Annotated in this window: 21 protein-coding genes and 1 pseudogene; 17 read left to right on the top strand and 5 right to left on the bottom strand. The window is 68.9% G+C overall.

The features are described 5' to 3' along the window. Positions 1–20: 20 nt before the first annotated feature. The 10 genes from MJQ72_RS21115 to MJQ72_RS21070 all read left to right on the top strand — a co-directional run bounded on the left by MJQ72_RS21115 (position 21) and on the right by MJQ72_RS21070 (position 8,402). Entirely contained in the window at positions 21–389 is a 369-nt protein-coding gene (locus MJQ72_RS21115; protein ID WP_240601091.1) for a hypothetical protein, read from the top strand. After that, positions 386–550, top strand: a complete 165-nt coding sequence (locus MJQ72_RS21110) for a hypothetical protein (RefSeq protein ID WP_240601090.1) — start codon at positions 386–388, stop codon at positions 548–550. Before MJQ72_RS21115 ends, MJQ72_RS21110 begins: the two co-directional genes overlap by 4 nt. Before the next feature lie 12 nt (positions 551–562). Further along, positions 563–1,252: a response regulator transcription factor gene (locus MJQ72_RS21105; RefSeq protein ID WP_240601089.1), complete on the top strand. Its 690-nt coding sequence runs from the start codon at positions 563–565 to the stop codon at positions 1,250–1,252. After that, positions 1,249–2,598, top strand: a complete 1,350-nt coding sequence (locus tag MJQ72_RS21100; protein WP_240601088.1) for a HAMP domain-containing sensor histidine kinase — start codon at positions 1,249–1,251, stop codon at positions 2,596–2,598. The genes MJQ72_RS21105 and MJQ72_RS21100 overlap by 4 nt, the downstream gene beginning before the upstream one ends. Before the next feature lie 4 nt (positions 2,599–2,602). Further along, complete coding sequence (locus tag MJQ72_RS21095) at positions 2,603–3,511, top strand: LysR family transcriptional regulator (RefSeq protein ID WP_240601087.1); 909 nt, start codon at positions 2,603–2,605, stop codon at positions 3,509–3,511. A gap of 111 nt (positions 3,512–3,622) precedes the next feature. After that, positions 3,623–4,780, top strand: coding sequence for a CaiB/BaiF CoA-transferase family protein (locus tag MJQ72_RS21090; RefSeq protein ID WP_240601086.1), 1,158 nt, complete (start codon positions 3,623–3,625; stop codon positions 4,778–4,780). Between the two features lie 9 nt (positions 4,781–4,789). After that, positions 4,790–5,557, top strand: a complete 768-nt coding sequence (locus MJQ72_RS21085) for a crotonase/enoyl-CoA hydratase family protein (protein WP_240601085.1) — start codon at positions 4,790–4,792, stop codon at positions 5,555–5,557. 1 nt (position 5,558) lies between these two features. After that, positions 5,559–6,305: an acetoacetate decarboxylase gene (locus MJQ72_RS21080; RefSeq protein WP_240601084.1), complete on the top strand. Its 747-nt coding sequence runs from the start codon at positions 5,559–5,561 to the stop codon at positions 6,303–6,305. Then, on the top strand, positions 6,302–7,231 hold the full coding sequence (locus MJQ72_RS21075; protein WP_240601083.1) for a 3-hydroxyacyl-CoA dehydrogenase NAD-binding domain-containing protein: 930 nt from the start codon (positions 6,302–6,304) through the stop codon (positions 7,229–7,231). Before MJQ72_RS21080 ends, MJQ72_RS21075 begins: the two co-directional genes overlap by 4 nt. 1 nt (position 7,232) lies before the next feature. Further along, positions 7,233–8,402: an acyl-CoA dehydrogenase family protein gene (locus MJQ72_RS21070; RefSeq protein WP_240601082.1), complete on the top strand. Its 1,170-nt coding sequence runs from the start codon at positions 7,233–7,235 to the stop codon at positions 8,400–8,402. A 55-nt stretch (positions 8,403–8,457) separates the two neighbouring features. Here MJQ72_RS21070 and MJQ72_RS21065 read toward each other — a convergent pair whose 3' ends face one another. After that, positions 8,458–9,837: a neutral zinc metallopeptidase gene (locus tag MJQ72_RS21065; protein WP_240601081.1), complete on the bottom strand. Its 1,380-nt coding sequence runs from the start codon at positions 9,835–9,837 to the stop codon at positions 8,458–8,460. A gap of 404 nt (positions 9,838–10,241) precedes the next feature. Here MJQ72_RS21065 and MJQ72_RS21060 point away from each other — a divergent pair, with 404 nt between their 5' ends. After that, positions 10,242–11,441: an HNH endonuclease signature motif containing protein gene (locus tag MJQ72_RS21060; protein WP_240601381.1), complete on the top strand. Its 1,200-nt coding sequence runs from the start codon at positions 10,242–10,244 to the stop codon at positions 11,439–11,441. Positions 11,442–11,949: 508 nt separating this feature from the next. Beyond that, positions 11,950–12,870 carry a bifunctional 2-polyprenyl-6-hydroxyphenol methylase/3-demethylubiquinol 3-O-methyltransferase UbiG gene (locus tag MJQ72_RS21055; RefSeq protein WP_240601080.1) on the top strand — a complete coding sequence of 307 codons (921 nt, stop codon included), beginning with the start codon at positions 11,950–11,952 and terminating at the stop codon, positions 12,868–12,870. Here MJQ72_RS21055 and MJQ72_RS21050 read toward each other — a convergent pair. Beyond that, positions 12,779–13,978, bottom strand: coding sequence for an LCP family protein (locus tag MJQ72_RS21050; protein ID WP_240601380.1), 1,200 nt, complete (start codon positions 13,976–13,978; stop codon positions 12,779–12,781). The genes MJQ72_RS21055 and MJQ72_RS21050 overlap by 92 nt on opposite strands. 174 nt (positions 13,979–14,152) lie before the next feature. Then, a complete protein-coding gene (locus tag MJQ72_RS21045; protein ID WP_240601079.1) occupies positions 14,153–14,896 on the bottom strand; it encodes an SDR family NAD(P)-dependent oxidoreductase in 744 nt (247 codons plus the stop codon). Between the two features lie 100 nt (positions 14,897–14,996). Between MJQ72_RS21045 and MJQ72_RS21040 the strand changes: the two genes are divergently transcribed. Together MJQ72_RS21040 and MJQ72_RS21035 are read left to right on the top strand one after the other, a co-directional pair. Continuing rightward, positions 14,997–15,623 (top strand): TetR/AcrR family transcriptional regulator, encoded by a 627-nt coding sequence (locus MJQ72_RS21040; protein WP_240601078.1) that lies wholly within the window; start codon positions 14,997–14,999, stop codon positions 15,621–15,623. A 37-nt stretch (positions 15,624–15,660) separates the two neighbouring features. Continuing rightward, a pseudogene (locus MJQ72_RS21035) lies at positions 15,661–17,225 on the top strand (MDR family MFS transporter). A gap of 106 nt (positions 17,226–17,331) precedes the next feature. Here MJQ72_RS21035 and MJQ72_RS21030 read toward each other — a convergent pair. Continuing rightward, positions 17,332–17,583, bottom strand: coding sequence for a WhiB family transcriptional regulator (locus MJQ72_RS21030; protein WP_315860889.1), 252 nt, complete (start codon positions 17,581–17,583; stop codon positions 17,332–17,334). A 291-nt stretch (positions 17,584–17,874) separates the two neighbouring features. On the opposite strand from MJQ72_RS21030, the gene shbA reads away from it, so the two are divergent. Then, on the top strand, positions 17,875–18,936 hold the full coding sequence (shbA, locus tag MJQ72_RS44835) for an RNA polymerase sigma factor ShbA (protein WP_315860888.1): 1,062 nt from the start codon (positions 17,875–17,877) through the stop codon (positions 18,934–18,936). 13 nt (positions 18,937–18,949) lie between these two features. Here the strand turns inward: shbA and MJQ72_RS21015 are convergent, their stop codons facing one another. Then, on the bottom strand, positions 18,950–19,519 hold the full coding sequence (locus tag MJQ72_RS21015) for a hypothetical protein (RefSeq protein WP_240601076.1): 570 nt from the start codon (positions 19,517–19,519) through the stop codon (positions 18,950–18,952). Positions 19,520–19,739: 220 nt separating this feature from the next. Between MJQ72_RS21015 and MJQ72_RS21010 the strand changes: the two genes are divergently transcribed. Then, on the top strand, positions 19,740–20,018 hold the full coding sequence (locus MJQ72_RS21010; protein WP_038516826.1) for a DUF3892 domain-containing protein: 279 nt from the start codon (positions 19,740–19,742) through the stop codon (positions 20,016–20,018). Positions 20,019–20,338: 320 nt separating this feature from the next. After that, positions 20,339–21,952, top strand: coding sequence for a TROVE domain-containing protein (locus MJQ72_RS21005; RefSeq protein ID WP_240601075.1), 1,614 nt, complete (start codon positions 20,339–20,341; stop codon positions 21,950–21,952). Positions 21,953–22,310 lie beyond the last annotated feature (358 nt).

The following is a 22,310-nucleotide window of genomic DNA, read 5'->3' as shown; positions in this document are numbered from 1 at the left end:
GGCCGCGCCACGCTCTTCGCATGCTGAAACACACCATCGCCGTCTGCCTCACCGCGGCCGGCCTCGTCGCTCTCGCCCCCGCAGCCTCGGCCCAGGCACCGATCACCCTGAGCCCCGAAGAGTCCCAGACGCTGTGCGCCGAATGGCTGCCCAAGCTCACCCAGCGCACCACGAAGCTCACCGAACGCATCAACGGCGGCCCCGAGGTCCGCGGCTCGGTGGCGAACCTCAAGGCCAGGGCCGAAGGCCAGCGCAAGAAGGGCCACAACGACACCGCCGACAGGCTCCAGAAGCGCGCCGACAAACGCAACGGGCGGCTTCCCGAACTCACCGCGGCGAAGCAGAAGCTCGACGCGTTCGCCGCCGCGCACTGCAAGGCGGGCAAGTGAAACGCCTCCTGGCCGCCGGTTTCACCGCGCTCGCGCTGTTCGGCACGGCCGCGTGTTCCGACGACGAGCCCGCGTCGAGCCCGGCGCCGGGGCAGCTGAGCGACGTCCAGCACACCCTCGACTCGATCGAGCAGGACATGGCCGGCGACCCGGCCCCGTGACAGGATCGGCCGGTGACGACACAACCGGGACGCGGGCTGGTGCTGGTCGTCGAGGACGACCCCGCGATCGCCGAGCTCGCCTCGCTGTACCTGCGGCGGGACGGGTTCGGCGTGCACGTGGAGGCGGACGGCGGCGCGGCACTGGCCACGATCCGGCGGCTGCGCCCGGTCGCGATCGTGCTCGACATCGGACTGTCCGGAATGGACGGTATCGAGATCTGCCGCGCCCTGCGCGCGGACGGCGACTGGACGCCCGTGCTGTTCGTGACCGCGCGCGACGACGAACTGGACCGCTTGCTGGGCCTGGAGATCGGCGCGGACGACTATCTGACGAAACCGTTCAGCCCGCGTGAACTCTCGGCGCGGGTCCGGACCGTGCTGCGCCGTGCCGCCGGAGCGCCGTCGCCCGCCGAGACCTACACCGCGGGCGACGTCCGGGTCGATGTCACCCAGCGTCGTGCCTGGGCGGGCGGCACCGAGATCGCGCTGACATCGACCGAATTCGATCTGCTGACCCATCTGGCGCGACGGCCCGGCCAGGTGTTCAGCCGCGAACAGCTGCTCAGCTCCGTCTGGGGTTACGCGGCGTCGGCGGGCACGCGGACCGTCGACGTCCACATCGCCCAGCTGCGCGGGAAACTGGGCGAGCACAGTCCGATCAGGACGGTCCGCGGGATCGGCTACGCGGCGGACGCCGGATGAACCGGACGTCACTCGCGCTGCGGATCACCGTGGTGTGCCTCGCGATCGCCGCGGTCGCGGTGGTGGTCGCCGGGCTGGTCGCGGCGCGGCTCATCCGCACCACCGGCACCGACGTGCTCCGGCAGTCGCTCTCGGCGCAGGCCGACGTGGTCGCGAGCCAGCTCGACGAGACCGGGATCGGCAACCGGCTCAACGTCGGCAAGGTCGCCGAAGTCGTTCGCGGGCAAGGGATCGACGTCGTCGTCCGCCGTCCGAACGGGACACTCGGCGGCGCCGGGACCGACGCGGCGATCGCCGCCACCGAAACCGGGTTCGCCCGCTCGGGCACGGTGACGGTGGAGGGCCGGGAGTACCTGGTCGAAGCCCGCACGGTGGGCACGAGAGGTGCCGCGTTCGCGCTGGTCCAGTCGACGGAGATCGGCGAGGCACGCGGCCGGACGCTGGTGCGCAACATCGTGCTCGCGCTCGGCGCCGGGCTGGCGGTCGCGGCGATCGCCGGGCTGGTGCTGAGCCGGATGCTGTCGCGGCCGTTGCGCCGGGTCGCGTCGGTGGCGGGCGGGATGCGCGCCGGGCGCCGTGACCTGCGCGTTCCGGTGGAAGGCCCGTCCGAGGTCGCGGACGTGGCGAAATCGGTCAACGAACTGGCCGACGCCCTGCAGTACAGCGAGGCGCGGCAGCGCGAGTTCCTGCTTTCGGTGTCTCACGAACTGCGGACGCCGCTGACCGCGGTCACCGGGTTCGCCGAGGCGATCGGTGACGGCGTGGCCGAAGGCGAGGACGCGCGCCGCGCCGGGCAGACCATCCATCGCGAGGCCGGACGGCTGGAACGCCTGGTCAGCGACCTGCTGGAGCTGGCGCGGCTGGGCGCGGACGAGTTCCGCCTCGACCCGGCGCGTCTCGATCTCGCCGCGCTGGTCGACGAATGCGCGGACGTCTGGCGGCTGCGGTGCGCGCGGCAGGACGTCACGCTCGTGGTCGAGCGGCCGCCCGGCGAGGTGCCGGTGATCGCCGATCCGCGGCGGCTCCGCCAGGTCGTCGACGGACTGGCCGAGAACGCGCTGCGCGTGACCCCGGCGGGTGCGCCGATCGTGTTCTCGCTGGTCGCGGACGGCGGCCAAGCCCGGCTGGCGGTGCGCGACGGCGGGCCCGGCCTCGCGCCGGAGGACTACCCGGTCGCGTTCGAGCGCGGGGTGCTGAACCGGCGCTACCGCGACCGCCGCCCGGTCGGCTCGGGTATCGGGCTCGCGCTGGCGCACGGCCTGGTCACCCGCATGGGCGGCACGGTGACGGCGGGCCCGGCGCCGGAAGGCGGAGCCGCGTTCACCGTGGCGTTCCGGTTAGGGTGATCACGTGGAGATGTTGCACCTGCGGTATTTCGTGGCCGTCGCCGAGGAACTGAACTTCTCCCAGGCGGCCCGCAGACTGCACATGGCCGCCTCCCCGCTGAGCCAGCGCATCAAGGACCTCGAACACGAGCTGGGCCACAAGCTGTTCGACCGCAGCACCCACCACGTCACGCTCACCGCGGCGGGTGCCGCGCTGCTGCCCATCGCGCGGGACGTCCTCGAACAGGTCAACGCGATCCCCTGGCGGCTGCGGGAAGCGGTGAAACCCCGGCGGAGCACCGTGTTCGTCGGCATCCCCGCCGGCGTGCACCCGGCCCTGCGCGAACGGGTCAAACGGCTCGAAGAGCGCTGTCGCGACCACTTCGAGCTCAAGCGCTGGCCGGGTACGACACCCGATCTGGTCGCCGCGGTGCACGAGGGGAAGCTGGCGTTGTCGCTGGTCCGGATGCCGGTGACCGATCCCGCGCTGGAGATCGTCCCGGTGCAGGTGGAGCGGCTCGGGGCAGTCGTCCCGGCCGCCCGGTTCGCCGGACGGGAAACGGTGGACATCGCCGAATTGAGTGATCTGTCCTATATCCCGTCGGCGTCGGAGAGCATTCCGGCCTATTCGGACGATATGGACCGGAAATTGTCGAACTCGGGCATCAGGAAAAGGCTCAAAGTCGGCGGAACCGAGTATTCGGGCATTTCCGAACTGGTGGCGAACGGGTCCTCGTTCTCGATCACGATGCTCGATCCGGCCAGCCCGATGCATCTGTTCCTGGTCGACGGCGCGACCATCCTGCCGTTCGCGGATTTCCGCCCCCAGCTGGAGACCGCCTTGGTCTGGCGGCGCGACCGCGCCGAGGAGGGCGACCTCGCCGAACTGGTGGCCGGGGTGCGCGAGATCTTCGCCGAACCGCTTTCCACCTGAAGAATGGTATGACCACCACGGTCATACCATTCCGCTTTTCTTGATCATTCCCTTGACCGCAATTCGCGCCTAACTTCGGTGGTAGAGCGAACAACGGCGAAGGGAAGCAAAATGACTCACACCGCCACCGGACCACTGGACGGCGTTCGCGTGATCGACCTCTCGACGGTCGTCATGGGCCCGTACGCCGCGCAGATCCTCGGCGACCTCGGCGCCGACGTGATCAAGATCGAGTCCCCCGCCGACACCGTGCGGGTGGGCAAGTTCCGGACGACGCCGGGGATGACCGCGCTCAACCTAAACGTGAACCGCAACAAGCGCAGCGTCGCCCTCAACCTCAAGGACGAGGAGGAACGCGAGCAGGCGCTCAAGCTGATCGACACCGCCGACGTGCTGATCACCAACATGCGTCCCGGCGCGCTGAGCAGGCTCGGCATGGACTACGCCGATCTCGCCGCGCGCAATCCGGGCCTGGTCTACGCCCACGCGCAGGGTTTCCGCGGCGACTCCGACCGCGCGGGTCACGCCGCCTACGACGAGACGGTGCAGGCGTCGTCCGGCCTGGTCGACGTCGCGAACCGCGCGCTCGGCAAGCCGGTCTACCTGCCGACGATCATCGGCGACAAGGTCTCCTCCCTGACCATCGCCTACACCGTGCTCGCCGCGCTGGTGCACCGCGACCGGACCGGCGAGGGTCAGCGGGTCGAGATCCCGATGACCGACACGCTGATCGCGTTCAACCTCGTCGAGCATCTCGCCGGGCACGTCTTCGAGCCCGCGGAAGGCCCGACCGGCTTCGGCCCGTCGATGAATCCCGGCCACCAGGCGGTGCACACCAAGGACGGCATGGCCTGCGTGATCCCGTACAACCCGCAGAACTTCCGCGACTTCTTCCACGCCGCCGGGCGGCCGGAACTGGCCGAGGACCCGCGGGTCAACGGCGACGCGATCGACGGCGCCGACCACGAGGCGCTGGCCGCGATGATCGCCGAATGCGCCCCGGCGCTGACCACCGAGGAGTGGACCGAGGTCTGCGCGAAGCACAGCATCCCGATGGCCCCGGTCCTCGAACTCGACCACGCGCAGGACGACGAATACGTCCGCGACGGTCACCTGCTCGACGTCGTCGAGCACCCGAGCGAGGGCTCGATCCGCACCATCGGCATCCCGGTGAAGTTCTCCCGGACCCCCGGCTCCGTCCGGCGCCTGGCTCCCCTGCCGGGCCAGGACACCGAAGACGTCCTGCGTGAACTCGCCACCATTCGCTGAGGAAGAACCATGAGCACCGACGAAGTACGCACGGAACGGGTCGGCGGCACGCTGCTGATCACGATCGACCGGCCGCGGGCCCGCAACGCGGTGAACGCCGCCGTCGCGGCAGGCCTGGCCGAAGCATTGGACCTCTTGGAATCCGATCCCACGCTGCGGGCCGGAGTCCTGACCGGCGCGGACGGTTCGTTCAGCGCCGGCATGGACCTCAAAGCGGCCCTGAAGGGCGAGTCGCCCGAGATCCCCGGCCGCGGGTTCGGCGGGCTGACCGAAGCCGAACTGTCGAAACCGCTGATCGCGGCCGTCGAAGGCTGGGCCATGGGCGGCGGATTCGAACTGGCGCTGGGCTGCGACCTGATCGTCGCCGCCGAGGACGCGAAGTTCGGGCTGCCCGAGGTGAAACGCGGGCTGATCGCCGCCGGCGGTGGTGTGATCCGGCTGCCGAAGCGGATCCCGCATCACCTGGCGATGGAGTTCCTGCTCACCGGCGAGCCTCTCGGCGCCGAACGCGCGGGAGAGCTGGGCCTGGTGAACCGGGTCGTCCCCACCGGCGAGGCCACCGCGGTCGCCCTGCAACTGGCCGAGCGGATCGCCGCCAACGCTCCCCTGGCGCTCGCACTGGTCAAGAAGATCGTCCGCGCGGCGGACGGCGTCCCCGAGGCGCAAGCGTTTGCCACCCAGCGTTCGGAGCTGACGGAGCTGATGAAGTCGGCCGACGTCCGCGAAGGCATGCAGGCCTTCGCCGAGCGCCGCGCTCCACAGTGGACTGGAGAGTGACATGAAGCAGCAAGACGTTCTCCGGCATGTGACCACGCCGCTCGCGAACCCCGCGTACGCGCCGGTGGTGCCGCGGTTCACCGACCGGGAGTACCTGAACATCGTCTACCGCACCGACGCCGACGCCCTGCGCGCCGTCGTGCCGGAGCCGCTGGAGATCGGCGAGCCGCTGGTGCGGTTCGAGGTGATGAAGATGGGCGACGTCAGCGGATACGGGCCGTACACCGAGTCCGGGCAAGCGATCCCGGTGAGCTTCGAGGGCGAACGCGGCGAGTACCTGCACGCGATGTACCTCGACAACTTCCCGGCCACCGCGTCCGGCCGCGAGATCAGCGCCTATCCGAAGACCATCGGCTCGCCGAAGCTGTTCACCGAGAACGGCGCGCTCGTCGGCACACTCGACTACGGCAGCCAGCGCGTCGCCACCGCGACCATGGGTTACAAGCACCACCGGCTGGACGTGGCCGAGGCCGAGGCACAGATCACCGTGCCGACGTTCATGCTCAAGACCATCCCGGACTACGACGGTTCGCCGCGGGTGTTCGAGCTGGTCCGCACCGAGATCACCGACGTGGTGGTCAAGGAAGCGTGGACCGGGCCGGCGCGGCTGCAACTGTTCCAGCATGTCCTGGCCCCGCTCGCCGATCTCCCGGTGCTGGAGGTCGTTTCCGCGAGCCACATCCTCACCGACCTGACGCTCGCCCCGGTCAAGCCGGTCTTCGACTACTTGAAGGGAGCACGGTCATGACCTTCCGCACCGCCGCCGTGATCGGCGCGGGCACCATCGGCCTGTCGTGGACGGCGCTGTTCGCCGCGCACGGCATGGAGGTCCAGGTCTCGGATCCGCGGCCGGACCTCGCCGACGCCGTCGCGGACGCGCTGGAGGCGTTCGCCCCGCATCTCGGCCGGACCGTCGCGGACCTCGCGCCTCGCGTCCACCTCGCCACAGATGTGGCCGAAGCCGTCCGGAACGCGGATGTCGTGCAGGAGAACGGGCCCGAGAACGTCGAGTTCAAAAAGGACCTGTTCGCGACGCTGGTCCGCGAAGCACCGTCTCACGCGCTGCTGCTCAGCTCGTCGTCCGCGATCCCCTCGACGGCGTTCACAACGGACCTCGACGACGCGTCGCGAGTCCTCATCGGACACCCGTTCAACCCGCCGCACCTGATCCCGCTCGTCGAGGTCGTGCCCGGTGAGCGCACCAGTGCCGAGTCGGTCGAGCGGGCCGTGGAGTTCTACCGGCTCGCCGGCCGCACCCCGGTGGTGGAACGCAAGGAGATCCCCGGCTTCGTCGGCAACCGGCTGCAGAACGCGCTGAGCCGTGAGGCGATCTACCTGGTGGAACAGGGTGTCGTGTCACCGTCCGAACTGGACGCCGTGATGACGAACTCGCTCGGCATCCGCTGGTCGACCGTCGGGCCGTTCCTCGGCTCGCATCTGGGCGGCGGCCCCGGCGGCTACCGGCATATGGCCGAGCACATCGGCAAGTCGATGAAGAAGATGTGGGCGGGCCTCGGGCAGCCCTCGCAAGACCCCGAAGAACAGGAACGGCTCATCGAAGCCGTGGAATCCGCTTACGGCTCCTCCACGTACTCGGAACTCGCCGAGACGCGCGACCGCAAGCAGCTCGCGGTGCTGTCCGCTTTGGACAGTGCCGCCAGGGAGGAGAACTGAAATGACCGCCGACTTCTACGCCTACGAGGACCTGCTGCCGGAGGAAGAGCGCAAGCTGCTGCTGAAGACGCGTGACTTCATGCGCTCCGAGGTCAAGCCGCTGGTGAACGAATACTGGGCCAAGGGCGAATTCCCGCACGAACTCGTCGGCAAGTTCCGCGAACTCGGTGTCGCCGGGCTGCCCTACGAGGGTTACGGCGAGCACCTTCCGGCCACGAGCCACCTGCTGAGCGGCATGATGGCGATGGAGATGACGCGCACGGATCCTTCCGTGGCCACGTTCTTCGGTGTCCACAACGGACTCGCGATGTACAGCATCTACTCGGGTGGCAGCCAGGAACAGCGCGACCGCTGGCTCCCGTCGATGGCGGCGATGGACAAGATCGGCGCCTTCGCGATGACCGAACCGCTCGGCGGATCCGACGTCGCGGGCGGCATGCGCACCACGGCGCGCCGCGAGGGCGACACCTGGATCCTCAACGGCGCCAAGAAGTGGATCGGCAACGCGACCTTCGCGGACCTCGTCATCGTGTGGGCCCGTGACGAGGCGGACGACCACGTCAAGGGTTTCGTGGTCGAGAAGGACTCGCCGGGATTCGTACCGGTCAAGATCGAGAACAAGTTCGCGTTCCGGATCGTGGAGAACGCCGAGATCACGCTGACCGGCGTGCGGGTGCCGGAGGCGAACCGGTTGCAGGGCATCGACTCCTTCCGCGACGTCGCCGAGATCCTGCGCGCGACCCGCGGCGGCGTGGCCTGGCAGGCGCTCGGCGTGATGATCGGCGCCTACGAACTCGCACTGGACTACGCCAAGGAGCGCAAGCAGTTCGGCCGCCCGATCGCGCGGTTCCAGCTGGTGCAGGACCTGCTGGTGAAGAGCCTCGGCAACATCACCGCGTCGTGGGGCATGCTGGTGCAGCTGGCGAGGCTGCAGGACGCCGGGATCTTCAAGGACGAGCACTCGTCGCTGGCGAAGGCCTTCGTGACCTCGCGGATGCGGGAGGTCGTCGCCTGGGGCCGTGAGATCTTCGGCGGCAACGGGATCGTGCTGGACAACGACATCATGCGGTTCTTCACCGACGCCGAGGCGATCTACTCGTTCGAAGGCACCCGGGAGATGAACACGCTGATCGTCGGGAAGGCGATCACCGGCCAGAGCGCCTTCGTGTGACCCGAGTGCGCGTGAAGGGCCCCCTTCCCTCGGCTGATCCGAGGGAAGGGGGCCTTCACGCGCGGTACTTCTCGCCGCACGTCTCCTGGCTGCCGGAGGAGAAACCGTCGCGGAAGGCGGCGACCCTCGCGAAACCCGCCGGGAGCGTCCGGCCCCGGACGTCCGCCGCGATCAGGCTGTTCCGCGTCAGCATCTCGGCGATCGCCTCGTCGAGGTCGCCCGGCGACAGCGTGAGTGCCCCGCCGTCCACGAGGGTCGACGCCCAGAAGCCGGTGAGGCACGCCGTGCGCTGCGCGGCCACCGGCCCGTCGAGCCGGAACCCGCCCTCCTGCTGGACCGCGAGCGTGTAGCGCGACGCGACCTCGGCGAACGCGGCGAAGTCACCGATGCCGCCCTGCCGCCCCCTGCGCGGCGGGGTCCCGATCCTGACGAGGCCGTCGAGGTCGAGGGTGATCTGGTTGGACTCCGAGCAATACGACGCGAGCGCGGCCTCCACGGTCACGCCGCAGGCCGCTCCGGTGGTGAGCGTCGGTGGGGTGGCCGCGAGCCGGAACGCCCGCCGCAGGCTGGTGGTGAGATCGGCCAGCGCCTGACGGTCGTCGAGGCGGACGTTCGCCGCGGCCGAACCGAATCCGCCCTGCGTGCTCCGGCCTTCGATTTCGCGCTCGTCGATCTTCGCGCACCGGGCGGGCCCGTCGGTGAAGCCGAACTGGAACGCGGAAACCCGGTCGAACGCGTTGCCGTGCGCCCCGTCGTCGTCGAAGGCCACCCCCGCGGAGTCGCGGATCTGGAACAACGCGGTGAGCACCTCGTTGAGCCCGCGGCCGGTGGACACCTGGAACATGGGCGACTTGCCCTCGGCGACCCAGCGGAGGTACGCGCCGGTGTAGCAGTCGGCCTGCTGTTCCTTGACGATCGACGGGCTCGAAGCGGGCAGCCCGAGCCGGAACTGGACGGCGTGGCCGATCTCGTGGGCCAGCACGGTCATCACCGCCGCCGGGCCGAGGGAATCGTTGAGCATCGGCAGCAACTCCCCGCGATCCCACGCGACGATGTCCTCTCCCGAGCAATAGAAGGCGTTCACCAGCCCGGCGGTCGAGGTGCCGCAGATCTCGCGGCCGCGGCCGCCCGAGTCGTAGGAGACGAGCGTGGCCAGCGGCCGGAACTCGCGTTCGAAGGTCGCGGGCAGATGCTCGCGCCAATACCGCTGAACGTCGGCGACCGCGTTGGCGGCGAGCCTGTCGATCTCGCCGCCGTCACCACCGTCGACCGGGAGTCCGGCGTCGAGCACGCCGGGTTTGAATCCGCTGGGACCGTCGGTGATCTCGAGCCCGGCCACCCGGGTCGTGTCCACCGGCCGGGCCGCACCCCCGACGGTCGCGGCACAACCGGTGAGGCAGAGGGAAAGGCTCACCAGAACCGTCCAGCGCTTCATCACACCATCCCCGTGTCCGTGACTTCCCCGGCTCCAGTGACACGGACGGCGGCGCGATGCGGTTCAAAAGAATCTTGGCTTGCCTCCAGGGGCCTCCTGGGGGTGTCTTGTAGGTGATCCAGCTGTGGTTTCAGGTGAGTTGACGGACAAGGCCTGGCGGGCGGTCCTGCTCACCCCGGGGCAATCCGACTAACCGCGGCAGCACCCTTCGCATTTAGTCGGCTAAATGCGGGGGTTGCCCAAGGTGATTCGACGCTGGCGACCGTTTCACTCTTCAGTGTTGTTCGCACGTTTCGCTGGTCGCTTAAAATTACGAACACGTGTTCGATTTCTTCGGGTATGATGGAGGCGTGTCCGAGACCTTCCTCCCCGAGTTGCCGCAGGAACTGTGACGCGCTGGCAAGCTGGAGCTTGCGCATGGCGTGCAACAGTCCTTGCAGGTGATTCGGATGGCGGCCGCCGCGCTGGGGCAGTTCTTGGCGGAGATCGAATCTCGGGGCGTCAAAGACTTGTACGGCCATGGCAGCACGGCCAGCTGGTTTGCGGATATGGCGGGGTTGTCGCGCGGTGAGGCCGGTGCGGTGGTGAAGCGGGCCATCGCCCTGAACCCCACCCGCGCTCTGGACGGCACCGAAGTCCCCGCCGTTGCGCCCGCCACCGCCGCGGTCGCCGCCGAAGGACTGGTCGGAGACGAACGGATCGACCAGATCCTGGAGATCTTGAAACGACTCCCGGCCGACACCTCTGCCGAGGATCGGGCGAAGGCGGAGAAGATCCTCGCCGACCTGGCCCCGAACGCCGGACCCGCACAGCTCACCAAGGCCGAAGCGAACCTGCTGGGCTGGTTGGACCCCGACGGCAAGGAACCCAAGGACCCGGAGCCCAAGGAGCCACGCCGCGAGATCACCCTGGAACGCCGCAAAGACGGCTTCTGGAAACTGACCGGCCTTCTCGATGATGAGACCGGGGCTCGGACGTCGGCCGCGTTGGAAGCCCACGCCCAGCCACGGCCGGTGGACGAGTTCGGCCAAGCCGACCTGCGGATGAAATGCGAACGTATGGGCGACGCCTGGGCCGACCTGCTCGACCTGGCCATCGCCTGCCCCGACCAACCCGGCACCAGCGGCTACCGCACCCTCGTGCACGTCACCATCGGACTCGAAGAACTCAAATCCGGTCTCGGCACCGCCTGCCTCGACTTCGTGGGGACGATGACCGCGAGGGAAGCCCGGCTCGCCGCCTGCGACTGCCTCATGCTCCCAGTCGTCATGAGCACCTCAGGCGAACCCCTCGACATGGGACGCCTGCGAAGATTCGTCACACCCGGGCAGAGACGCGCGTTGAACATCCGTGACGGTGGCTGCGCCTTTCCGGGCTGTCATCGGAAACCCAAGAACTGCCACGCCCACCACATTCACCACTGGGCAGACGGAGGACCCACAGACCTCCGGAACCTGGTGCTGCTCTGCGGTTTCCACCATCGCCTGATTCACCACGGCGACTGGGAAGTACGCATGGCCGCCGACGGACTACCGGAATTCATCCCACCCCAATACCGGGATCCGCTCCGAATACCCCGGCGCAACACCCTGCACCACGTCTGACCACCGAGGAGCCCGTCGGGCACACCGACGACGGGCTCCTCGTCATGCCCACGGCTCGGCCAGGACCTTCCGATCGCCGACGGAATCGATCGCTCGGCTGGAGCACGGACGGGCTCGTGGTGCCGGATGCCCGACGAGACGCACCACGGCGCCGACCCCGTGCGGCTCATCAGGATCTACCTGCGCGACCCCGCCGAGCCGTGTGACCGGCTGAGCCCTGGGCCAGCCGCGTGGGGCACACCTGCTGACCGCGACACCGATGACGCGCAACTTCACTCGCCTGGGCCCGATGCCGACCCAACCGAAGTGGCGTCCGTACCCTCAAGCCCGCCCAACCGCGTCGCGGAGTCCTCGATGTTGGCCGCACTTCGCCCACCGGTACAGCCCGGCCGGCTCAGTCCGTTCCCGGTTCCTGCCCCGACCCGCGCTCACGAGCGTGCCTCTCTGCAGCAGCCCGTCGTGTCTGCCGGTAAACCAGTGGCGCGTCCGCGAAGGAGACTCATAGCTCGTGACCGACGAGCCGGAGTTGCCCACGAACCGCTATGCACTCGGCCGAGTGTTCAACGAGGTGCCGGAGCTCTATGACCGGGTCCGTCCGGGATACCCCGGCGAGCTGTTCGCGGACCTCGGCACCATCACCGGCATAGGCAAGAAGTCGTCGGTGCTTGAGGTGGGCTGCGGCACCGGTCAGGCGACGCGTTCCCTGGCAGCACTGGGATGCTCGGTGACCGCCATCGAGCCGGGCACCGACATGGCCGCGCTCGCTCGCGAACGGATGTCCACCCTGAGCAACGTCGAAGTCGAGACGTCGACGTTCGAAGACTGGGACGACCGCGGCCGGCACTTCGATGCTGTCGTAGCCGCGTCGTCGTGGCACTGGGTCGACCCGGCGATCGGTTGGCGGCGAGCGCACGAGGTGCTTGTTCCCGGAGGTTGGCTGGCGCTGCTCGGTAACGTCGTCGTCCGCAGGCCGGGAGAGCCGGAGGTTTTCGCCGAGACCGCCGATCTCCATGAGCGGTTCTGCCGAGGGAACCCCGGCTGGGGTCGTCCGCCGTTGGAGGACGACGTGCGCACCACCAGCGAGGGTTGGGGTCTGGTCGAGGATCCCGGCGGATTGTTCGGTCCGACGATCGTGCGCTGGTATCCGGCCGTTCAATGGCTCGACGGGGAGGGGTTCGCCGACCTCCTTCGCTCGACGTCCCTGTACCGAAGACTCGATCGCGACGTCCGAGAGCCCCTGCTCGACGCCATCGCCCAGCGCATCCGCGAACGAATGGACGACCGGGCAGCACGCCGCTATCTGAGCGTCCTCCGTGTCGGACAACGAGCGCTGAGCCTCAGTTCACGCAGCCGGCCATCGCGGGCGGCGTCGAAGCAACGGAAGACGAAGGCGGAGCGGCGATCGAAGAAGTGGCCGCCACCGGCTTGATCCCGATCCCACCGGCCGGGTCCCCCACCGCGGCGACGGTCGTCGCGTTCAGCGCGGACTTCACGAACGCCTTCACCTCGGCCGGATCCACCTTCACCGCGTCGCCGTCGGAAGGCGTCGGCAGGGAAAGGCTCTGCACCGGGATCGTCTGGAACTTCAGCGCCCCCGAGCTCATCCCCCGCAGTTGCTGGGCGAAGCTGAGCACATCCCAGCCGCGGTCGAGCACGACCGAGCCCTGGATCGCGCCGATCAGGGAGCTCAGCCGGGTGGGGTCGGTGAAGGTTCCGGCATCGAGGACGGTCTTGGCCATACTCGACAGGAACGCCTGCTGCCGCGCGATGCGGTCCAGGTCGCTGGGCAGACCGTGCCGCTGCCGCACGAAGGCCAGCGCCTGCGGGCCCGAAAGCAGCTGCTTGCCCGCCGGGAACGACGCGCCGGAGAACTTGTCCTGCACGGGGTTGTTGAGGCAGACCTCGACACCGCCGACGGCTTCGCTCAGCGCGGAGAACCCGGCGAGGTTGACGGCGGCGTAGTGGTTGATGGACAGGCCGGTGAACTGCTCGATCGTCTGGATCGTGAGTTTGGCGCCCGCCTCGTTGGCCTTGACCTCGAGCTGCGGCCCGGACAGTCCCTGGGCGCGGAGCGTGTTCATCGCGGCGTTCTTGCCGCGGCTGTACGCCGAATTGATCTTGTGCTTGCCGAATCCACCCGGAATGTCCACATAGGAATCGCGCGGGATGGAGATGGCCGTCGCGCCGGCCCCGCCCGCCGGGATGTGGACCACGATCATGGTGTCGGTGGTGTCGCCGCCGTCGTCGCCGCTTCCGGCGTGCAACGCGTCGAGGACGTTCTGCGGCAACGGGTTCCCGTTGGTGTCGGTCCGGGAGTCGATTCCGACGAGCAGGATGTTCTGTGCCACCTTCAGCGGTTCGCCCGCCGGGCCGTCGGGCACCTGCGCGGAAGGGGCGATCACGTCGGCCGTGACGAGCGCTTCGTCCAAACGGCTCAACTGGGTCCACGCGAAACCCGTGACCCCCAGGACAGCCGTCGACACCAGGCCCAGTGCGACGCGGCCGCCGATCCGCCGTCCTCGCGACGTGAGCAGCACGACCTTCTCCCCGCTTCCGTGAATGATCCCCCGCATTCGAGGATCACCGCGTTAGCTGGGAATTACCTGAGAAACGTGTCATAACCGGGTCTTAAAGCCCGTTCGGACCATTCGGAGTGATCAAGCAGACAGCCGGCGGCGACACCGAGTGCCGGACCGACCGCGCAGCGCTCCCTAGCGGGGCATGCGGCGCCAGATCGCGCGTGGCACCACGCGCATCACCGCGAACATCGGCCTCAGGAGTCCCGGCACCCACACCGTTCCGCGGCGTTTCCGGAGCGCGGCGACCGTCGCGTCGGCGACCTGATCCGGGGTACTGGAGAACGGGGCGGGCGACATGCCCTCGGTCATCCGGCCGATCACGAAGCCGGGCCGGACGAGCAGGAGGTGCACGCCGGTGCCGTGCAGGGCGTCGGCCAGCCCGCTCGCGAAACCGTCGAGGCCCGCCTTCGCCGATCCGTAGACGTAGTTCGCCCGCCGGACCCGCACCCCGGCGACCGAAGAGAAGACCACGAGGCTGCCGTTTCCTTGCTCACGAAGCACATTGGCCACATGCGTCAGCACACTCACATGAGCCACATAGTCGGTGTGGACGATCGCGACGGCGTGCCCGGCGTCCGCTTCGGCACGCGCTTGGTCGCCGAGGATCCCGAAGGCGGTGACGACGACGTCGAGCGGCCCGTGTTCCGCGACGACCTTCTCCAGGAACGGCCCATGCCCGGCGAGGTCGTCGGCGTCGAACTCGACGGCGTCGACGGCCTCCGCCCCCGCGGCCAGCAGTCGCTCGGACTCCGCGCCGAGGTCCGCGCTCCGGCGCGCGGCCAGCACGATCCGGCGCGACCCGCCCTTGGCGAGCCGTTCCGCGACCGCGAGGCCGATCTCGCTGCGTCCGCCCAGTACCAGCACCGTTCCGCTCACCCGCCGCAGTCTGCCAGGCGGCCCGTGGCCGGACGGCAGTGGCACGGTTCACAAACTGCAATTTTGCAGTATCTGCATCTTTAGGCGTAGGGTGGTGCTCATGCCCGAACCCGTCAAAGGTCTCCGCGAGCGCAAACGGCTGGAAACCCACCGCGCGCTGGCGACCACCGCCGTCCGGCTCGTCGCTGAACGCGGCCTGGACCAGGTGACGGTCGAGGACATCAGCGCGGCGGCGGGGGTTTCACCGCGCACGTTCTTCAACTATTTCGCGTCCAAAGAGGACGCTGTCGTCATCGCGCACGCCGACAGCGCCGAGCGGACCCAGCGCACCATCGACAAGTTCCTTGCCGCACCGAAGGAAGTCAGCACTCCCCGTGCTTTCGTGGACGCGCTGCAGGAAGACTTCGCCCAAGTCGACGAGAACCGTGAAGAGTGGCTCGGCCGCATGAAGGCCATCCAAGAGAACGCCACCCTGCATTCGCGCGCGGTGGCCATGAACCACGACACCATCGCGCCGCTGATCGAGGCGATCGCCCGCCGCACGGGCGTGGATCCGAAAGCCGACCTGTACCCGGCGCTGCTGCTGTCCACGCTCGGCGGCGCGGTCAACGCCGTGCTGATGCTCTGGTACCAGCACGACGGCCGGGTGTCCGCGCTCGACCTGCTGGACGACGCCGTCGAACTGCTTCTCGCCGGGCTCCCGGAGCCCGGCGGCCGCGCGCGCTGACGCGCCCGGCACCACAGGAACACGAAGGGGGACCACCATGTCCGTATCCATGACCGAACCACGAGAACCGGAGGCCCCGGCGGGCTCGATGGGCCGCAAACAGGTCCTCGAAGCGATGTCGGGGCTGATGATGGGCATGTTCGTCGCCATCCTCGCCTCGACGGTGGTCGCGAACGCGTTGCCGCGTATCGTCTCCGAACTCGGCGGCTCGCAGGCCTCCTACACCTGGGTGGTCACCACCGAACTGCTCGCGATGACCGCGACGGTGCCGCTCTGGGGCAAGCTTTCCGATCTGTACAACAAGAAGCTGCTGATCCAGCTCTCGCTCGGGCTGTTCGTGATCGGTTCGCTGGTCGCCGGGTTCGCCGGCAACATCGAGCTCCTGATCGGCAGCCGGGTCGCGCAGGGCATCGGCGCGGGCGGGCTCACCGCGCTCGCGCAGGTGATCATGGCGGCCATCGTCTCGCCGCGTGAACTCGGGAAGTATTCGGGATCTTCGGTGCCGTGTTCGCCGTCGGGACCATCGCCGGCCCGCTGATCGGCGGCGTCATGGTGGACACGTCGTGGCTCGGCTGGCGCTGGTGCTTCTTCCTCGGAGTGCCGTTCGCGGTCGCGGCGATCCTGCTGCTGCAGCGAACCCTGAACCTGCCGACGATCCGGCGTGACGTGAAGGTCGACTACCTCGGCGCGTTCCTGATCATGGCCGGTGTCTCGACGCTGCTGGTCTGGTCGTCGCTGGCCGGGCACCAGTTCGCCTGGGGCTCGTGGTGGACGGTCGGCCTGGTGACGGCCGGCGTGGTCATCCTCGCCCTCGCCGTCTACGTCGAGTCGAAGGTGGCCGAGCCGATCCTGCCGCTGACCCTGTTCCGCAATCACACGGTCACCCTGACCACCCTCGCGAGCTTCCTCGTCGGTGTCGCGATGTTCGGCGGGACGGTGTTCCTGTCGCAGTACTTCCAGCTGTCGCTCGGCAAGTCGCCGACGGTGGCCGGATTGCTGAGCCTGCCGATGATCTTCGGCATCCTCGTGTCGTCCACGGTGTCGGGTCAGCTGATCAGCCGCACCGGCAAGTGGAAGAGCCACCTGCTGCTGGGCGCGACGCTGATGACCGCGGGCCTGGCGCTGCTGGGCACCATCGACGCGAAGACGAACCTCGTCGTCCTCGGCGCGTACATGGTGCTGCTGGGTGTCGGCGTCGGCATGCTGATGCAGAATCTCGTGCTGGTGTCGCAGAACGACGTCGACGCGCACGACCTCGGCACGGCGACCTCGACGCTGTCGTTCTTCCGCAGCCTCGGCGGCTCGATCGGGGTGAGCGCGCTGGGCGCGGTGCTCGCGAACCGGGTGCTGGCGCTGATGAGCGAGAAGCTCGGGCCGCTGCCCGGGGGCGGCGAAGGCGGCGCGGTGCCGAACATCGCCACGCTGCCCGAGCCGGTCGCGAACGTCGTCCGTGAGGCCTACGGGGAGGCGACCAGCGAGTTGTTCCTGATCAGCGCGCCGATCGCGCTCCTGGTGATCGTCGCCGTCGCCTTCCTCAAGCACAAGCCGCTCAAGACCCAGTCGGGCAACGAGCGGCTGGCCGAGGAATCCGCCGTCGCCTGATCGCCACGACAGAGGGGCCCGGTTCGCGGAACCGGGCCCCTCTTTTCGCGCGCACGAAGAACACGGTGGAAATTCGATGAACGCGATCAAATGGTTTCAGGCGGCTTCAAGCAGCATTGCCGACACGAATCAAGTGGCGCCGTTCACTGCCGGTCAGCCCGCCGAAAACGCCGTGGGCCAATCCGTTGTCCACGGCGTAGGCCAGGCAGGCCGAGACGGCCGGGCACCGCGCGCAGACGGCCTTCGCCCTGGCAGCCTGACGTGCGCCGGGACCGGTTTCGGTGACCGGGAAGAACAGTTCGGGATCCTCACCGCGGCAAGCGGCCTCACTCAGGTCACCCGCCATCCTCATTTCCATTTTCCTATCACCTCCTTTTTTTCGATTTTCCCTTCCCCGTCAAACGACTTCCGGGTATCCGGCCGGGTACGCACCGCAAACATCACCTTGACCGAATCGTTACACTCAGCGCCCCGCTCACTGCACCTGTCCTGTGAGGGCATTCGCGTCAGGCGGCTGAGAGCGGTGAGTGCGGGTGATGGGCCACGACGGGTTCGACGAGTTCTTCCACGCCGAATTTCCGCTGCTCACCGGCTTCCTGTGCAAGGCGGGCTTCGCGCTGGCCCCGCGCGCGACGCGGCCGCGGAGGCGATGCTCAACGCCTACGAAGACTGGCAGGGCATCACCCAGCCGAAAGCGTGGGTCCGCCGGGTCGGGCACCGCAGGGCGAAGGAACAGACCGCGGTCGGGGCCGATTGGGCCTCCGCCGACGCCGGCCGGGAGGACAAGCTCATCGCGCTCGCCGACGAGGCGTCGGCCGTCCTGACGATGCTGGGGAGCCTGCCGAAACGCCAGCAACTCGCCATGGCCTGGACGATGGACGGCTATTCGGCGCCGGAGATCGCCGGGCTGCTCGGGATCGCGGACGAGGCGGTCGGCGCGACCCTGCGCCACGCGCGGGGCCGGCTGGCGGACCACGATCCAGGCTTCGCCGACCGGCTGGACAGCGCCAACGCCGCCTTCCTCGACGCCTTGCGGATGGGGCTGGACGCCGAAGACACCCTCGCCCGGATCAAGAACCGCGCGATGGTCAGGGAACTCGCCTTGGTGGCGCCCGGGACCCCGGCCGAGTCGGAACCCGAGCAGGTGACGCCGTCGCAGTGGTACACCCTCGACGAACCCGTCGCGGCCGCCGGGAAAGGCGACCCGCGCGCGCTGAACCAGCTGCTGACCACCGTCCGCCCGCTCGTGATCCGGTACTGCCGGTCGCGGATCGGCAGACAGGAGCGGACCTACGCCTCGGCGGACGACGTCGCGCAGGAGGTCTGCGTGGCGATCCTCCGCGCGCTGCCGACCTATCGCGAACGGGGGCGGCCGTTCCTCGCCTTCGTCTACGGCATCGCCCAGCACAAGGTCGCCGACGCCCGCCGTGCCGCCGCCCGCAACCGCACCGAGCCGGTCGCGGAGGTCCCCGACGGGATCTCGGATTCGGCAGGCCCCGAACAGCACGCGCTGCACAACGAGTTGAGCGACCGGATGGGCGAACTGCTGCGGATCCTGCCCGACAAGCAGCGGGAGATCGTCGTGTTGCGGATCGTCGTGGGCCTGTCGGCGGAGGAGACCGCCGGTGTGGTCGGTTCGACGGCCGGTGCCGTGCGGGTGGCGCAGCACCGGGCCTTGACGCGCTTGCGGAAGATCCTCGCCGACGAGTGAAGACGGCAGCGGCTCAGGGGCGGCACCGTTCCGCGGTCGCGGCGGCCGTCTTCAGCTCGGGAGCGCCCAGAACGGCCGCGACCGGGTCGAGCGCGCCGTGCGTGTCCTTCTGGGCGGCGATGAGCCCGTCGACAGCGCGGCCTTGCGCGACGGTGTCGTTCTTGCCCGCCGCGTCCAGACCCGCCTTCGCTGTCACGGTCTTGTCGCGCGCCGAGGTGTACTTCGCGAGGAACTCCCGCTTCGCCGCGTCCCCGGCCGGGACCGGCGCGGTGGGCAGCGCACCGAGAGCGTCGACCGTCTTGGTCAGAATCGCCGCGTAATGCCCGAGCTGGTCGCTCGTGCTCTTCTTGACGGCCGCCACGGTCTCCCCGCTCGCCGACGGCATCTTGTTGTTGCCGTCGATGAAGTCCTTGACCGCGCCGCAGAAGCCGTTCATCCAGGCCACCGCCGCGGCCGAATCCCTCGCGGACGGCGACGGCGCCGCCTGCTGGGCCGCCGGTGCCGGATCCGGCGCGCAGCCGGCCAGGACCGCCGCGGCCAGCGCGATTCCCGCCATGGCCGATTTCTTGTGGACAGCGCACATGTCCGTTCCCCTCTCCGCCGCCCGGCATTCCCGGCGGCGCGAGGACAGTGACATGGCGGACCACGCGCGGTCTGCGTCATCTGACTCAGAACGACGCCCGGCGCTCGAACTCGTAACGTTCGAGGCACGGCGACCGGACGGCGTAACGGGGTGCGGGCAGGTGGCGAGTACCGCTTTACCCCTGTTCGCTTCGAGGGCATCCAGCCGAAGAGGTAGCACCATGGCCATCAAGATCATCGCAGCGCGGCTCGAAGGTGGGAAGTTCCACGAAAGCATCACGAAACTCCGCTGGATCAACCCCGGCAGCGGCGAGACCGGCGAGAGCTTCGTTTCGGCGATCGTGGCGTGGCTCGAGGACGACGACGGGAAGGCCTACGTGGACGAGGGGATCCACCGGGTGGCCGTGGAGATCATCAAGCCGACCTTCGGCCCGAAGTTCCTCCGCACGCGCGCGGACGGGATCTGGAAGAACAACCTGCTGGAGCTTCCCCGCTTCTGAGGCGGCGGACCGGTTAATTCCGGAGACGGGCGCACGAGCACTCTGTTAGGTTCAGCGAGCACTCCCGGTGCGCAGGTAACGGCTACTTCCTCTTTCACAGGCCACCGTCACCGGTTCTTTTCTCGGGAGCCACAATTTCAGATGTGCCCGGTGCGCAGGCGACGGATACTTCCTTTTACCCATGGGTCGCGGGTTCGAGCCCCGCCCGGCGGTCATCCGCCGGTAGCTCAGTCGGCAGAGCAATGGACAAGCACCGTCACCGACTTTTTCTCGGGCCTCATCCGGAATCACGGCTCCCCTCGAACGAAACGAGGTCGAGGGTGTCGAAGTTCAACACCGCCGGCACCCGGCCGGCGACCAGCTCACCGATCGTCGGTGAGCCGACCCCCGGCGGCGTCACCCACGAAGGTGGGGACGGCTACGCGCGGGACACCAAGTCCGAGCTGTTCCTGCTCGCCGTCACCAACATGGTCGGCGAGAACACCTTCTACGAGACCGGCGAGAAGCGTGACACGCGGTACGCCGGCCTCGTCCAGGAGACGGCGCTCGCCGACCCGGAATGGACCGCGCGGTTCCTGCGCTGGCTCCGCACGGACGCGAACATGCGGACCGCCGCGCTCGTCGGCGCCGCCGAATACGTCCGCGCCCGCCTTGCCGGCACGGCCACGCCGCCGACCGACGCCGGCCTCACCAACCGTGCCGTCGTCGGCTCGGTGCTCCAGCGCGCCGACGAACCCGGCGAACTGCTCGCGTACTGGACTTCGCTGTACGGCAGGAAGATCCCGAAGCCGCTCAAGCGCGGCATCGCCGACGCGGCCGTCCGGCTCTTTCACGAGAAGTCGTTCCTCAAGTGGGACTCCGACGCGCGTGCCTTCCGGTTCGCGGACGTCCTCGGCTTGGCCCACCCGGATCCGAAGGACCCGGCGCAGGACGCCCTGTTCAAGCACATCGTCGACGTCCGGTTCAACCCCGGCCGTGAGATCCCCGCCGAACTGGAGGTCCTCGGCGCCCGCGCCGAACTCATGGCGTGGGACAAGGAGAAGCGGCGCGATCTCTTCAGCCACCCCGATTCCGCACGGTCCGTTCTGCGGCGGGCGGGCATGACGTGGGAGTCCCTGGCCGGCTGGCTCCAGGGCCCGATGGACGCGCGCGCCTGGGAGGCCGTGATCCCGTCCATGGGCTACATGGCGCTGCTGCGGAACCTCCGGAACTTCGACGAGGCCGGAGTGTCCGACGAGGTCGCCGAGGGCGTGGCGGCGCGGCTGGCCGATCCGGAGCAGGTCGCGAAGTCGCGGCAGTTCCCGATGAGGTTCCTTTCCGCGTATCGCGCGGCGCCTTCGCTTCGCTGGTCGTACGCACTGGAAAAGGCGATCGCCGAGTCGTTGGCGAACGTGCCGCGGCTCGCCGGGCGGACGCTGATCCTCGTCGACACCTCGGGTTCGATGAACGCGGGGTTCAGCAAGGACGGCACGCTCATGCGCTGGGACGCGGCCGCGATCTTCGGGATCGCGCTCGCCGCCCGCTGCGAGTCGGCGGATGTCGTGTCGTTCTCGAACGGCTACTACGGCGGCACCGGTTCGAAGGCGTTCGAGCTGCCCGTCGGCGAGTCGCTGCTGCGCGGGCTCGACCGGTGGAAGAACGGCGGCTACTTCATCGGCGCGGGCACCGACACCGTCGGCGCGGTCCAGCGTCACCTGCGTCCCGGCCATCACGACCGGGTGGTGATCCTGACCGACGAGCAGCACTCGTCCGGCAACGTCGACCAGGCCGTGCCGAAGGACACGGCGTTGTACACGTGGAACCTCGCGGGCTACGAGCGCGGGCACTCGGCGTCCGGGCGCGGTAACCGGCACACCTTCGGCGGCCTGACCGACGCCGCTTTCACGATGATTCCGCTCCTGGAAGCGGGGCGGGACGCGGACTGGCCGTTCTAGTCTTCTCGCGGGCGAGCCCGGCCGGGCCCGTCTGTCCTCATCGGACAGTCGTGGTGGGCCGGGTCGGGCTCGAACCGACGGCCAAGGGATCATGAGACCGCAACTCCGGCATGTCAGCCAGTGTCATTGAATGGCAAATCCTGCCGCTTTGTGCAGGTCAACGCCGGTTTGAGCCCTGGGCCGAATGCCGCTGCGTGTCTGCCCATATCGGGGGCAGCATCCAAGGTGATCGCTGCTTCCACAGCTGCCTGCTGTGCGAGGCTGGCCGCATCACGCACGTTCTCTGCAGCCCTGGCCTCAGCAGCGGCGGCCTCTTCGACGGAGGCGCGGGCGCGCAGTGCTTCGGCTTGGACCGCGG

This window comes from Amycolatopsis sp. EV170708-02-1 (assembly GCF_022479115.1).
In the GTDB taxonomy this organism is placed as follows: Bacteria; Actinomycetota; Actinomycetes; order Mycobacteriales; family Pseudonocardiaceae; genus Amycolatopsis.
This window is presented reverse-complemented; position numbering and strand designations above follow the sequence as displayed.